Raw genomic sequence first — 13419 nt, 5'->3', positions numbered from 1 at the left:
TTTTCATTTGGAGCTCCGACCATGTCCAGCACCGCATCGACCACCGATCTCAGCCCACTCCAGCCCCCGCTGGCGCTGCGCATCGGCCTGTGGGTCGCCCAGACCCTGCTCTTCGCCCTGTTCTGCTTCGCCGGCGTCACCAAGGTCTTCACCCCGATCAAGGAACTCGCCCAGATGATGCCGTGGACCGGCGAATATTCGGTGGCCTTCGTCCGCACCATCGGCCTGATCGATCTGGCTGGCGGGCTCGGCATCCTGTTGCCGTCGCTGACCCGCATCATGCCGCGCCTGACCGTGCTGGCCGCAATCGGCTGTGCCACGCTGCAGGTGTTCGCGTTCGCCTTCCACATCTCCCGCGGCGAAGCGGCGGTCACGCCCCTGAACATCCTGCTGCTGGCGCTGTCGCTGTTCGTGCTGTGGGGCCGCAACGGCAAGGCGCCGATCGCGCCGCGCGGCTGATCCGAGCATCGCCGGCGCTGGCCATCCAGCGCCGGCGCATCGCGTGCTTTGAAGGAAGCCATGATGAGCGAACCGATCCCTGACGTGTCGCGCCGCGGCTTTCTCGCTGGCGCGACAGCCCTCGGCGCCCCAGCCCCCGCCGTCCCGGCCGTCGCCCAGCATCGCGCCGGCATTGTCGTGCTGATCGACCGCAACGACCCCCATGTGATGGGTCACGCCATCAGCTATTCCGGCAATCTGACGCGGCATTTCGGCAGTCTCGGACAGACCCCCGCGATCGAGGTCGTCGCCAACGGCACCGGCATCGACGTATTTCGCGCCGACAAATCACCGCTCAAGGAGCCGCTCGCGGCGCTGCGGCAGATGTATCCGCATATCGGCTTCAGCATGTGCGCCTCGTCGAAGTCGATCGCGGAGAGCAAGGAGAACCTCACGATCCAGCTGATCGACGGCGCCAGGCTGGTGCCGTTCGGCATCGGCCGCGTCGTCGAGCTGCAGCGCAAAGGCTGGGCCTACGTCCATGGCTGAGGTTTTGAGCGCGCCCGCACGGCGCGATCTGCTGCTGGCGGCGGCCAGCCTGCTGCTGCTGACAAGCAGGCCTGCTTGCGCCGGCGCACAGGACCCGAGCCCGCCGGTGTTCCGCAGCGGCCGCACCCAGTTCATCGTCGAGCGGCCGCGCCGGGCGCTGCCGCCGTTGAAGCTGCAGGACATGGGCGGCAAGGACGTGACGCTCGCGCCCAAGCCCGGCCATGTCACGCTGGTCAATCTCTGGGCGAGCTGGTGCGCGGCGTGCAAGGTCGACCTGCCGACTTTGGCCGGGCTGGAGCGGATGCGGATTCCGGCGCTCGACGTCTGGACCATCTGCACCGACCGGCGCGACATCAAAAGCATCCGCCGCTATGCCGAGGCGATCGCGATGCCCCGCGCCTCCTACGCCGATCCGCATGCGCAAGCGACCAATCCGGCCAATGCCGATGCCTCGATCTTCGCGACGCCGGCGATGCCGATCACCTATCTGATCGGCACGACGGGATTGATCGAAGGCTATGTCACCGGGGCGGCCGAATGGCTGTCCGAGCCGGGCCAGGCGCTGCTGCGCTATTATCTCGATCAGCCGGGCGCGTGAAAATCATCACCGGCGGCCATGCCGCCGGTTGTCGTTCTCGTTGAAAAGATACCTATTCTGCCGGCGCCGCATGCATGTCGGCATGCGCCAGGTAGCTCTCGGACATGCCGAGCCGCCCCAGTGCAAACAATCCGCCTGCGACCACGAAATAGGCCAGCGCCACCGCCGGCGTGACGCCGAAGCCGCCACCGATGCCGACGGCCTCGCCATGCATGAAGCCGAAATAGGTCATGACGGCACCGGCAAGCGCGAAGGCCGCCGCCTTGGTGAAGTCGCGCTCGATCACGAACACGCCGATCGCGCCGAGCACGAGGCCGGCGAGGATCGAGCCCCCGCCCATCACTTCGAGCCCGTGATACAGCACGCCTTGCTGCGGCAGCGCCGCGATCGCAGCGGTCTTGACCGCATCGACCTTGTCGGCTGCGAGGCCGCCGACGCTCTGCGCCGCGGCCACCGTCGAGGCCAGCATGGTGTCGATCTGCAGCTTGGCCCAGGCGGCGAGATGCGGCGTGAAGGCGAGCACGATCGCCGGCGCGTGCTTGACCGGCGTGGTCTGGAACGCCTGCGCGCCGATCAGCATGCCGATGTACAGCAGGATCGGCGAGATCGCGACCACCGGCACCAGCGCCAGCAGCACCGAGATGATGCCGAGCCAGGACAGCACGATCACCATTAGCCCGGTCGCCGCGGAGTAGCCGATGCGGCCGCCCATCGCCTTCCAGCCGGGATGGCCGATATAGACGGCGTTGATGAAGGGGTTGCCCATCATGCAGCCGATCAGGCTGACGACGCCGTCGGCTGTCAGCACCCGCGTGGTCGGATATTCGTCGCCCGCGGCTTCCGCGCTCTCGACATTGTCCATCGCCTCGACGAGGTCGTAGATGCCGAACGGGATCGCGGTTACCAGGATCACGCCGAGATATTCGAAGCCGGAGAACACCGTGCCGAACGCCGGCAGCGGCACCGAGAAGCCGAAGCTCGCAAAGGCGTCCCCGACGCCCTTGACGCTGAGCCCGCCGAGACCGAGGCCCAACAGGTTCGAGCCCCAGGCGATGATCATGCCGACCGCGATCGCCACGAGGCCGGCCGGCAGCCCCTTCGGATATTTCACCCCGCCGAACCAGCTCACCAGAATGATCGCGAAGCACACCAGGCCGATCTGCGGCGTCATGTACATCTCGAGCGCCGGCCGCATCGAGATGAAGGTGACCGAGACGCCGGCCAGCGTGCCGAGCAGCGCCGCGCGCGGCGTGATCTTGCGGATATAGGGCGCGACGAAGCCGCCGATCATCAGGATGAAGCTCTGGAAGAACACCCAGACGAGGCCGGCCGACCAGCCCTTCAGCGGATCGCCGGTCTTGAGCGTGATCGGCAGCATGATCACGAAGGTCACGATGAACATGTGCGGGACACTGACGCCCGAGGGCAGCGCGCAGACGTCGCTGCGTCCGGTCTTCTGCGCCAGGCGATAGGCAAGGAAGGCGTAGTACAGGGTCGACAGGCACATCATGAGGCCGAGCGCCGGCAGGATGCGGCCGAACACCAGGCTGTCCGGCATCTTCAGCACGAAGCGCAACAGTCCGGTGAGGACGAGCATGTTGACGAGGATGTTGGTGCCGAAACCGAAGAACGCGTTCCAGTCTCCGGGTGTCCAGAGCACCGGCTTGAAATCCGCTCTTACCGAGCTTGCCGTCCCGCTTCCGCTCATCGCCTTGCTCCCCTGTTGCTTGCAGCGACTACATGACCGAACTCATTCGTCTCGACTCGTCTCTCGGTTCATCTCTCAGTTCATGGCCTTCAGAACCGCGGCGGAGTCAGCGACCCAGCCGAAGATGCCGCCCTGGGCCTTGATCATCTTCAGGCCCATCTCGTGGAATTCCGGGAAGTAGGACGCGCAGCCGTCGGAGATGACGACGCAGCGATAGCCCCGGTCATTGGCCTCGCGCACGGTGGTGTTGACGCAGACCTCGGTGGTGACGCCGCACACCAGCAGGTTTTCGACGCCGTGATGCTTCAGCACGTCACCGAGTTCGGTGGCGTAGAAGGCGCCCTTCCCCGGCTTGTCGATCACGACCTCGCCGTCGACAGGATAGAGCGCGGGAATGATGTCGTGGCCGGCCTCGCCGCGGATGAGGATGCGCCCCATCGGACCGGGATCGCCGATGCGAAGCGACGGCGCGCCGCGCTCGACCTTGGCCGGCGGCGCGTCGGAGAGATCAGGCGCGTGCCCCTCGCGCGTATGGATCACCAGCATGCCGCTCTTGCGCGCCGCCGCCAGCACGTTGGCGATCGGCGCGACGGCGCGTGCAAGCTGCGAGACGTCGTTGCCCAGCGTCTCGCCGAACCCGCCCGGCTCCATGAAGTCGCGCTGCATGTCGATGATGACCAGCGCGGTCTTGAAGAGATCGAGCGTGATCGGCTCCGGCTCGGCCGTGATCGTAGCGGTTGCCGATGCAGATGAGTTCGCCATACCAGCCGCTTGCCTCTCCACGAGAATGCCTCGCAACAGACGAAGCAAGCGCTATGCCATTGTGTACAATCCAGCGGAGCGCGACGGCCCTGGCGAAGGACGAACTAATTCAAGGGGTTGAGAAGCGCGCGGGCAATGCCCGGTCGCTGAGCAGGTTTGTTTGCAGCGATCGCAGCTCATTTCATGAGCGGCCATTGCATGCAACGATCACCCTGCTGCATCCCCGTGCGCCAAGGGAAGCCAGTGAATTGAGGAGAGTCTCAACTGCGCGAGCTTGCCCACCGATCGCGCCAAACCGCACGGTGTCGTCCCGGGCTTGACCCCATGGGCGTTCGCCGGGACGACGGCGGTGGTTGTGGCGTGAGCTCAGCGTCCCACGACGATCACGACGCCTGCCGCGCCGCCGGCCTGCGCTCGACCGGGTGGATGTCGATGCCGCGCAGCCGTCCCAGCCGCAGCACGTCCATCGCGACGGTACGGCCGATGCGGTCGCGGTCGAGCACGCGGATCAGGTCGTCGACGCCGTTGATGTCGACGCCGTCGAGCTTGATCACGACGTCGCCGGGCAGCAGGCCGGCGCGGGCCGCGGGCCCGTCCGGCTCGATCTGCATCAACAGCGCGCCCATCTTGTTCTCGACGCCGGCGAGCAACGCATGTCGCCGCGGCACCGGCGCGGTCTGCCCGGACACGCCGACATAGGCGCGGCGGACGTAGCCGTGGCGGATGATCTCCGACAGCACGAACTGCGCGGTGTTGCTGGCGACCGCAAAGCAGATGCCCTGCGCGCCCTGGATGATGGCAGTGTTGATGCCGATCACCTCGGCGGCCGACGACACCAGCGCCCCGCCGGAATTGCCCGGGTTGAGCGCCGCATCGGTCTGGATGACGTCCTCGATCATGCGGCCCGAGACCGAGCGGATCGAGCGGCCGAGCGCCGAGACCACGCCAGCCGTCACCGTGGATTCGAAGCCGAGCGGATTGCCGATCGCGACCACGAGCTGGCCGCGGCGCAGGCTCTTGGAGTTGCCGAGCGCGGCGTAGCGCAGGTCGCGCGCGTGATTGGCGCGCAGCAAGGCGAGATCGGTGTCGGGATCGACGCCGAGCACCTGAGCGTCGGTGACGACGCCCTCGACGTCGCGCAGCCGGATGCTCTTGGAGGAGCCGACGACATGGCTGTTGGTCAGCACGAGACCGTCGGGCGAGATCACGATGCCCGAGCCGAGCCCGCCGCGCTCGGCGCGGGAGCCGGCGGTCGACCCAGCCCTGGGGCCGGTTTCGACGCGCACGACCGCAGGGCCGACCCGCTCGGTGACGTCGATGACGGCATTGGAATAGGCGTCCAGCAGCGCGCGGTCGTCGGCCGGCGCAGCATCAGACGCGCGCGCCGGCGACAGCGCATCGCCGGCGAGATCGGAGGTAAAGTCCAACATGGCAAGATTTCCTTCGCCCGGTCAGATGGGTAGCAGCCGCCCCCCGCGCAAGGTGGCGATCCGGCGGCGCCGTTCCGCGCCGTCCTTGGCGAGACTCACGCGCGCTGTGATAGGACTACGGTCGGGTATTTGATGAATCTGATTGCGGGAGGAAGCATGCGGCTGAGAGACCGGCTGTTGTCGTTGTGTGGGGCCATGGTGCTGGGAGCCGACATGACCGGCGCATCGCTGGCGGCGAGCGCCACGGTGCGCAGCGGCGACACGATCCAGCTCGGCGACACGGTGTTCCGGCTCGACGGCATCGATGCGCCGGAGGTCGACCAGCTCTGCATCGACGATCACGCCGATTCCTGGAGCTGCGGCGTCGAGGCCCGCGAGCAGCTTGGCAAGCTGATCGGCAGCCGCTCGGTGCGCTGCGACGATCTCGGCCCCGACAAGCCGCTCAAGACGCGCAGGATCGGCCTCTGCACCATCGACGGCGACAAGGTCAGCCTGAACCAACAGGTCGCGCGCGCGGGCTACGCCATGAGCGCGGATCCGGCGATCAAGTATCGCGCCAAGGACGATGTCGCCGCGGCCAAGGAGGCGGTGCGCGGGCTATGGAAGGGATGTCTCGTCGCCCCAGCCGAGTTCCGCGCCGACAAGAAGGACGGCGCCCTGCTCGGCGCGGCCTGCCGCGCCGACCGCGACCGCGAGATCCGTGCGGTGCTGTTCCCGGACGCGCCGAGCGCGCCGCCGGGCTGCAGCATCAAGGGGAAGTTCGCGGTGCGCGCCCGCGTCACCGGCAACATCGGCATCTACCATCTGCAGGGCTGCCCGAGCTATCCCGCGACCACTGAGCCCGACCGCTGGTTCTGCTCGGAGGACGATGCACGCGCCGCCGGCTTCCGGCGTGCATTCAACTGCCGCGCGCCGAAGAAGTGAGATCGGACGGTCGACGAGCCGGCACGACGAAGCAATCGAGAGCTGTCGCGCGGCCCCTGGATTGCCGCAACGATGCTCAGTGCTGCATCTGCAGCAGCTGATCCATCGGCATCATGTTGTGGTTGAGGTTCGCCATGATCCACAGCGAGCCGCCGACGACGAGAAACACGATCAGCAGCCCGAAGGCCAGCGCCAACACGTTGTTGGTGTTGTCGGGCCCGGTGGTGATGTGCAGGAAGAACACCAGGTGCACCCCCATCTGGGCGATCGCCAGGACGATGATCGCGACCGGGATCGACGGCTGCCAGACGAGGTCGGTGCCGGCGATGAAGAACGACGTCGCCGTCAGCAGGATCGCGAGACCGAGACCGGCGACATAGAACAGGACGCGTGAACGCAGGCTGCCATGCTGCTGCTCGCCGGGCGCGAGATCGAATTCCGCGGGCGCTTGATCGGTCATGTCGCACTTCCGAGCAGATAGACCACGGAGAACACCGCGACCCAGATGATGTCGAGCGCGTGCCAGAACAGCGCGAAGCACAGGATGCGACGCTCGATGTCGGCGCGGAAGCCCTTGGCGACCACCTGCGCCATCATGGTCAGCAGCCACAGGATGCCAGCCGCGACGTGCAGGCCATGGCAGCCGACCAGAGTGAAGAACGCCGACAGGAAGGCGCTGCGGCTCGGCCCGTCGCCGCGGCCGACGAGGTCGACGAACTCTCGGACCTCGAGCAGCAGGAAGCCGGCGCCGAGCAGGCCGGTGACGGCCATCGCGACCTGGAACCAGAGCTGGTTGTGGCGCTCGGCGGCAATGCTCGCCATGCCGCAGGTGAAGCTCGACAGCAGCAGCAAAGCGGTCTCGACCGCGACGTTGCGGACGTCGAACAGTTCGGCGCCGCCCGGACCGCCGGCGGTCGCACCCGACAGCACCGCGAAGCTCGCGAAGAAGCACGAGAACATCACGATGTCGGAGAGCAGGAATATCCAGAAGCCGAATCCGGTCACGATCCGTTTCGGCGCCGGCCCGGGATGCTCGGCGGCACGCAGTTGATGCGGATCGGCATAGGCAGGCGCCTGAGCGACGGTGGTCACCGACATCGGCCCACTCCCTTTGCGACGACTTCAGTGGGCATGCGCCGTTCCGCCTTCCGGCCGCGACTGGTTCTCGCTGAGCTGCGGTCCCGGCGCCGGAGGGATCTTCTGGCTGGCGATGTTGCCGAACAACTCGGGATCCGCGAGCCGGTAGGTCTTCGGGCGGGTCTCGACGGACTGCGCCGCGAGCTCCTTGTAGCCCGCCTCGTCGAGCACCTGGCCGCTCCTGGCAGCATTCGTCACCCAGTTGGCGAAGTCGGGCTGCGAGACGACGTTGGTGTCGAACATCATGTCGGGAAAACCGTCGCCGCTGAAATGCGAGGCCAAGCCCTTGTAGGTCCCGACATGATCTCCGCGCAGGTTCAGCCGCGTGACCATGCCGTTCATGGTGTAGATCATGCCGCCGAGCTGCGGGATGAAGAAGGCCGTCATGACGCTGCCGGATGTCAGCTCGAAGCGCAGTGGCGCGCCGATCGGGACGGTCAGGCTGTTGACGGTGGCGATGCGCTGGTCGGGATAGATGAACAGCCACTTCCAGTCGAGCGACACCGCCTGGACGCGGATCGGAAGCCCAGTGCCGTCGACGGGCTTGCCCGGGTCGAGCTGGTGCGAGCCGATCCAGGCGACGCCGCCGAGCAGGATGACGGTGAGCGCGGGGATCGACCACACCACGAGCTCGACCGCGCCCGAATAGGCGAAGTCCGGCCGGTAGCGCGCCCTGGTGTTGGAGCTGCGGAACCAGAACGCGAAAGCGAGCACCGCGATCGATGTCGGCACGATGATCGCCAGCATGATGATGACGGAATCGATCAGGATCGTCTGCTCGGCGGCGGCGATCGGCCCTTGCGGATCGAAGATGTTCATACGCTCATCCGGCATTCATCCGCGCTCCCAACCCACACCGGATCGAGAGGTTCCTGCGCCGCAAAGATCCGCTCAGCGGCTCACGCGCCAGATCGTGCTGTTGCCGTCTTCGGAGATGAGCAGGCTGCCGTCGCGCGCCACGGTGACGCCGACCGGCCGGCCCCAGACCTCGCGATCGTTGACGACGAATCCGGTGACGAAATCCTCGTATTCGCCGGTGGGCACGCCGTCCTTGAGCCTGACCCGGATCACCTTGTAGCCGGTGCGCTTGGACCGGTTCCACGAGCCGTGCTCGGCCGCGAAGGCATCGCCGCGATACTCCGGCGGAAACAGATTGCCGTCGTAGAATGTCAGACCGAGCGAGGCCGAATGCGGCTGCAGCAGCACGTCGGGCACGGTGATCCTGCCCTTCAGGTCGGGGCGCTCGCCGGCATGGCGCGGGTCGGGGTTGTCGCCGATGTAGTACCAGGGCCAGCCATAGAAGCCGCCCTCCTTCACCCGCGTGACATAATCCGGCACCAGATCGTCGCCGAGCCCGTCGCGTTCGTTGGTCGAGCACCACGGCGTTCCGGTCGCGGACTGGATGGCGAGGCCGACGCAGTTGCGGATGCCGGTGGCGAACAGGCTGCGGTTCTTGCCGTCGGGATCGAACGCCAGCACGCTGGCACGGTCGGCCTCCCCGCCCCAGGCCGCGCCGAGCGGGTGCGCCTTGATCCAGGCACTGACTCCGCCGGCTGGCTCTCCCAGCGCTTCGCCGACATTGCCGGTGGAGCCGACCGACACCAGCATGCGCTTGTCGTCCCTGGTGAAGACGATATCGCGCGTCGAATGGCCGTAGCCGGCCGGCAGATCGGGCACGACGACCTGCAGCGGCCCCTGCGCCTTCATGTCGCCGGCTCGATAGGGAAAGCGCATGACGCGCTCGGTGCTCGCGACATAGATCCATTGCGGATCGCTGCTCGGGTAGAAGGCGATGCCGAAGGGATGGCCGAGACGGTCGGCGAAGATCTCGCTCGACGCGACCTTGCTGCCGTCCTCGCTCGGACGCAGCACGCGGACGCGCCCTGCCCGGGTCTCGGCAACGAAGATGTCGCCATTCGGCGCGGTGCGGAGGATGCGCGGCCCGCTCAGCCCCTCGGCGAACAGCGCGATCTTGAAACCGTCGATGACCCTCGGCACGGCGGAGGCCGGTCGGTGCATCACGCGGGAGACGTTGGCTGCGGACGCCGTCGCACCCGGTTTGGGCAGGTCTTCGGGACGGATCAGCCTGATTGTGCCAGGTGCATCACCCTGCCAACTGCCGAACGCGTCCTTGCCTTTCAGCACAACAGGTTCGGCTGCGGTGGCAGCCGCCGCCAGCGCGCTCAAGGTCGCCACGACAACCGTGCTGATCAGTCTCGTCATGCAGTCCTCGCGCGTCTCGAACGGCCGGCAGTCTACCCCGGTCGAGGACCGGCGATCACGTGTCGCGGCGGCGGGACGCGATCACGACAGCGCCCCGAGCACGCCGCGCGTCGCCTGGTCGATCTCCTCGACATAGCGGCGGCGTGCGAAGGACTCGGTCAGGAAGCCGATCACCTTGCGGCTGTTCTCCGATTCCAGCACCGCCAGCTCTTCCGCGCCGGAATCGTCGAAGATCTTCATCGCCGTCTTGACGTTCATTTCGGGCAACAGCGCGACGTCGAAATACTTGGCAAGCTCGACCACCTGGATCTCATCGGCGATGGAGTCCAATTCGCCCGAGAACAGATCGGGCAAGGAGACCAGCCCGCAATAATCGTCGCTGTTGTTCACCACCACCACGGCCTGGCGCGTGCCCAGCGCGAACTCGCGCCGGCAGGCCGCGATGCTGGTCGTGGTCGGCACCTTGGCGACGTCGGAGCGCATCAGACGCTCGACCGTGAGGTTGCGCAGCCAGCCGACGTCATTGGCGCTGCGGATGGTCTCGCCGCGCAGATGCAGCCGCCAGGTCGAGAACGAGTGGCCGAACAGGACGCGGACGCACACCGACGTCACGATGCAGGCGCCCAGCACGACGGCCGTGACGTCGACGCTGCGGGTCATCTCCAGCACCAGGAACGACATCGTCAGCGGCCCGCCGACGATGGCGACACCGAGCGTCGCCATGCCGGTGAGCATCGCCACCAGCGGGTCGATCGCGAGCCCGAGGCCGGCCAGCGCGAGCAGTCCCGCAAACAGCTTGCCGAGCAGGCTGCCGACGAACAGCGAGGCGAAGAACAGACCGCCGCGGAAGCCCGAGGCCAGCGAGATCAGGCAGGCGGCGAGCTTGAGCACGATGATGGTGGCGATCATGCCGACCGCCATCTCGCGATGCAGGTCGAGCAGCATTGCGCCGTGGCCTGCCGCCAGCACCTGCGGCGTCACGATCGCCATGGCGCCGACACAGACCCCGCCGATCACCGGGCGCAGCCACACCGGAATGCGGACGAACAGCCGCTCGACCGCCGGCGAGGCACGCATCACCACGATGCCGATGCCTGCGACGAGGAGCGCCAGCACGAACAGCGCGATGTATTGCTCGAAGCCGACCGCACCGACCTTGGCGACCTCCAGCGAATACGGCGCGCCGGCGAGATATTGCGAGGTCAGCGCACCCGCCAGCGAGGCCGCCAGGATCGGCGCCGCGCTGCCGACGGAGTAGACGCCGACGATCAGCTCATAGGCATAGAACGCCCCCGTGATCGGCGCGCCGAAAGCGGCCGCAATGGCGGCGGCCGCACCGCAGCCGAGGATGAGGCGCATATCGTTGCGGCGGAGCGTGAGATACTGCCCAAGCAGCGAGGCGACGCCGGCGCCGATCTGGGTGTAGCCGGCCTCGAGCCCGACCGACGCGCCGGAGCCGTTGGAGACCAGGGTCTGGCCGCTCACCACGATGCTGTCGCGCATCGACAGCCGTCCGCCGCGCAGCGCATTGGCCTCGACGGGGTCGACCGCGGCCGCGATCTTCCAGCGCCGCCGCAGCCATTCCATGATGCCGAGCGCAAGGCCGCCGCAGGCGGGCGCGATCAGGGCGACCGCCGGGTTGACCCAGGTATGAGCGCTGAGCCGGACATCGATCGGAATGCCGTAGATGACCACATGCGCGACCTGCGCGATCAGGCTCATCACCGTCACGATCGCACCCGTCGCAACGCCGATCACCAGCGCCAGCGGTATCAGGTAGAACTCGTTGCTGCGCAGCAGGGCCCGCAGCCGCGTGACCACCCGGTTCGAAGCCTTGCGATCGATGATATGCGACAGCGTCGACAGCACGGAGAGCCATTTCTTCTACGATGAGGCCTCGCCGTGGCAATAACCTGTCGCAACTAGCGGAACAAGCGCGAATTCCTGTTCGGTCGAAACGTGGTTGACTGGTCCGGAAACTGGAACCGCCACGGCTCGCGCGATCCCGCGCCTCAACTGTGCGGCACCGCCGAGGTCACAAGCGGCCCAGGTGCAAAACGGCGGCGCCCGCCACGGGAGACTCCGCAACGGGCGCGCGCAACTCAAATCGAGGAGATGTCCCGTTCAGATCCGCTCGATGATGATCGCGGGTGCCATGCCACCGGCCGCGCACATCGTGACCAGGCCGCGCTTGAGATCGCGCCGCTCGAGCTCGTCGAGCAGCGTCCCGATCAGGATGGAACCGGTGGCGCCGATCGGATGTCCCAGCGCGATCGAGCCGCCGTTCACATTGACCTTGGCGCGGTCGAGCTCGAGGTCGCGGATATACTTCTCGGCGACGACGGCGAACGCCTCGTTGATCTCGAACAGGTCGATGTCATCAAGCTTGAGCCCGGCCTTGGCCAGCACCTTGCGCGTCGCCGGCACCGGGGCGTTCAGCATCAGGGTCGGGTCGTCGCCCATATTGGCCATCGCCACGACGCGTGCCCGCGGCTTCAGGCCATGGGCCTTGGCATAGGACGGCGACGCCAGCAGGATCGCCGCCGCACCGTCGACCACGCCCGAGGAGTTGCCGGCGTGATGCACGAATTCGATCTCGAGGCCGGGATAGCGCTGCAGGATCAGGTTGCGATACGTCGTGCCCTTCTCGTCCAGCGCGTAGTCGGCGATCGCCGGAAACGCCGGCTTCAGCGCGGCCAGCGCCTCGGCCGTTGTCTGCGGCCGGGGGTATTCCTCGTGGTCGAGCGCGACGCTGCCGTCCTCGCGATGCACCGGCACCAGACTCTTCTTGAAATGGCCGGCAGCGATCGCAGCCGCCGCGCGCTTCTGGCTCTCCAGCCCGAGCGCGTCGACGTCGGCGCGGGTGATGCCTTCCATGGTGGCGATGGCGTCGGCGCAGACGCCCTGGTGCGACTGCGGATGCAGCGCGCGCAGATGCAGGTTGCCGGCATCCATCATCAGCGGCCCCTCGCCGCGCCGGCCGTCCATCGACATCATCTCGCAGCCGCCGGCGATGACGAGGTCCTCCTGCCCGGCCATGATCGAGCTTGCTGCGATGTTGACGCTGGTGATGCCGGAACCGCAGAAGCGATCGAGCGTGACGCCGGAGGCACGGATGTCGTAGCCGGCATCGAGCGCCGACATGCGGCCGAGATCGCCGCTCTGCGGTCCGCGCTGCGACGAGCAGCCCCAGATGATGTCGTCGACATCGCCGGTATTGATGCCGGTGCGGTCGGCCAGCGCACGCAGCACGGTGGCGCCGAGATGCTGCGGGTGCAGCCCGGCGAGCGCGCCCTTGCCGGCTTTGCCAATACCGCGCGGCGTTCTGCAGGCATCGATGATGAGCGCGTCGACCATGGTGTTTCCTTTGCCCGATGTTGTTTTGCGCTGACAGCGCGCGGCGTCTCGGCGGCCGCACGCCTCTCTTTGCTGTCGCATAGCATTGCGCGTGCGGTCTTCACAACGGCGCTTGAAGCTGCCGGCGCATGACCAGAACGCACGCCATGGCTTTGACACAACTCACCTTTCCGTCGCACGAACAATTCCGCGGATCGGCGCGCTCGGGCTGCCTTCTCGCAGACTGGTTGAAGAGCAACCCATCTCGCCCAGGCGCGCTGCAACGCAGCTCGAACGGAGGGTCTCGGCAACGT

The 13419-nt window shown here is 67.2% G+C and carries 13 protein-coding genes; 4 read left to right on the top strand and 9 right to left on the bottom strand.

The features are described from left to right. Positions 1-21 precede the first annotated feature (21 nt). The 3 genes from QX094_RS23235 (at position 22) to QX094_RS23225 (ending at position 1585) form a co-directional block, all read left to right on the top strand. The gene (locus QX094_RS23235) at positions 22-459 is read left to right on the top strand and encodes a DoxX family protein (protein WP_315715678.1); all 438 of its coding nucleotides are present in this window, start codon (positions 22-24) and stop codon (positions 457-459) included. A 63-nt stretch (positions 460-522) separates the two neighbouring features. Next, positions 523-987: a hypothetical protein gene (locus QX094_RS23230; RefSeq protein WP_315715677.1), complete on the top strand. Its 465-nt coding sequence runs from the start codon at positions 523-525 to the stop codon at positions 985-987. A gap of 106 nt (positions 988-1093) precedes the next feature. Continuing rightward, positions 1094-1585 (top strand): TlpA disulfide reductase family protein, encoded by a 492-nt coding sequence (locus QX094_RS23225; RefSeq protein ID WP_315715811.1) that lies wholly within the window; start codon positions 1094-1096, stop codon positions 1583-1585. A 52-nt stretch (positions 1586-1637) separates the two neighbouring features. On the opposite strand, the gene QX094_RS23220 is transcribed toward QX094_RS23225, so the two are convergent. The 3 genes from QX094_RS23220 to QX094_RS23210 form a co-directional block, all read right to left on the bottom strand. Then, positions 1638-3293, bottom strand: a complete 1656-nt coding sequence (locus tag QX094_RS23220; RefSeq protein WP_315715676.1) for a regulator — start codon at positions 3291-3293, stop codon at positions 1638-1640. 75 nt (positions 3294-3368) lie between these two features. Further along, complete coding sequence (locus tag QX094_RS23215) at positions 3369-4055, bottom strand: isochorismatase family cysteine hydrolase (protein WP_315715675.1); 687 nt, start codon at positions 4053-4055, stop codon at positions 3369-3371. A 383-nt stretch (positions 4056-4438) separates the two neighbouring features. Beyond that, positions 4439-5485, bottom strand: a complete 1047-nt coding sequence (locus QX094_RS23210; RefSeq protein ID WP_316185126.1) for a S1C family serine protease — start codon at positions 5483-5485, stop codon at positions 4439-4441. 156 nt (positions 5486-5641) lie between these two features. Here QX094_RS23210 and QX094_RS23205 point away from each other — a divergent pair, with 156 nt between their 5' ends. Next, a complete protein-coding gene (locus QX094_RS23205) occupies positions 5642-6409 on the top strand; it encodes a thermonuclease family protein (RefSeq protein WP_410052210.1) in 768 nt (255 codons plus the stop codon). 76 nt (positions 6410-6485) lie between these two features. Here QX094_RS23205 and cyoD read toward each other — a convergent pair whose 3' ends face one another. The 6 genes from cyoD to QX094_RS23175 form a co-directional block, all read right to left on the bottom strand. Continuing rightward, positions 6486-6869 carry a cytochrome o ubiquinol oxidase subunit IV gene (cyoD, locus tag QX094_RS23200; RefSeq protein WP_315715673.1) on the bottom strand — a complete coding sequence of 128 codons (384 nt, stop codon included), beginning with the start codon at positions 6867-6869 and terminating at the stop codon, positions 6486-6488. Next, the gene (cyoC, locus tag QX094_RS23195) at positions 6866-7507 is read right to left on the bottom strand and encodes a cytochrome o ubiquinol oxidase subunit III (RefSeq protein ID WP_315715672.1); all 642 of its coding nucleotides are present in this window, start codon (positions 7505-7507) and stop codon (positions 6866-6868) included. The genes cyoD and cyoC overlap by 4 nt, the downstream gene beginning before the upstream one ends. Positions 7508-7531: 24 nt before the next feature. After that, complete coding sequence (locus QX094_RS23190; RefSeq protein WP_316185377.1) at positions 7532-8365, bottom strand: COX aromatic rich motif-containing protein; 834 nt, start codon at positions 8363-8365, stop codon at positions 7532-7534. Positions 8366-8437: 72 nt separating this feature from the next. After that, entirely contained in the window at positions 8438-9769 is a 1332-nt protein-coding gene (locus tag QX094_RS23185) for a sorbosone dehydrogenase family protein (RefSeq protein WP_316185124.1), read from the bottom strand. Positions 9770-9850: 81 nt separating this feature from the next. After that, entirely contained in the window at positions 9851-11638 is a 1788-nt protein-coding gene (locus QX094_RS23180; protein ID WP_315751963.1) for a chloride channel protein, read from the bottom strand. A gap of 255 nt (positions 11639-11893) precedes the next feature. Continuing rightward, entirely contained in the window at positions 11894-13126 is a 1233-nt protein-coding gene (locus QX094_RS23175) for an acetyl-CoA C-acetyltransferase (RefSeq protein ID WP_316185122.1), read from the bottom strand. Positions 13127-13419 lie beyond the last annotated feature (293 nt).

This window comes from Bradyrhizobium sp. SZCCHNS1050, from assembly GCF_032484785.1.
Lineage (GTDB): Bacteria > Pseudomonadota > Alphaproteobacteria > Rhizobiales > Xanthobacteraceae > Bradyrhizobium.
This window is presented reverse-complemented; position numbering and strand designations above follow the sequence as displayed.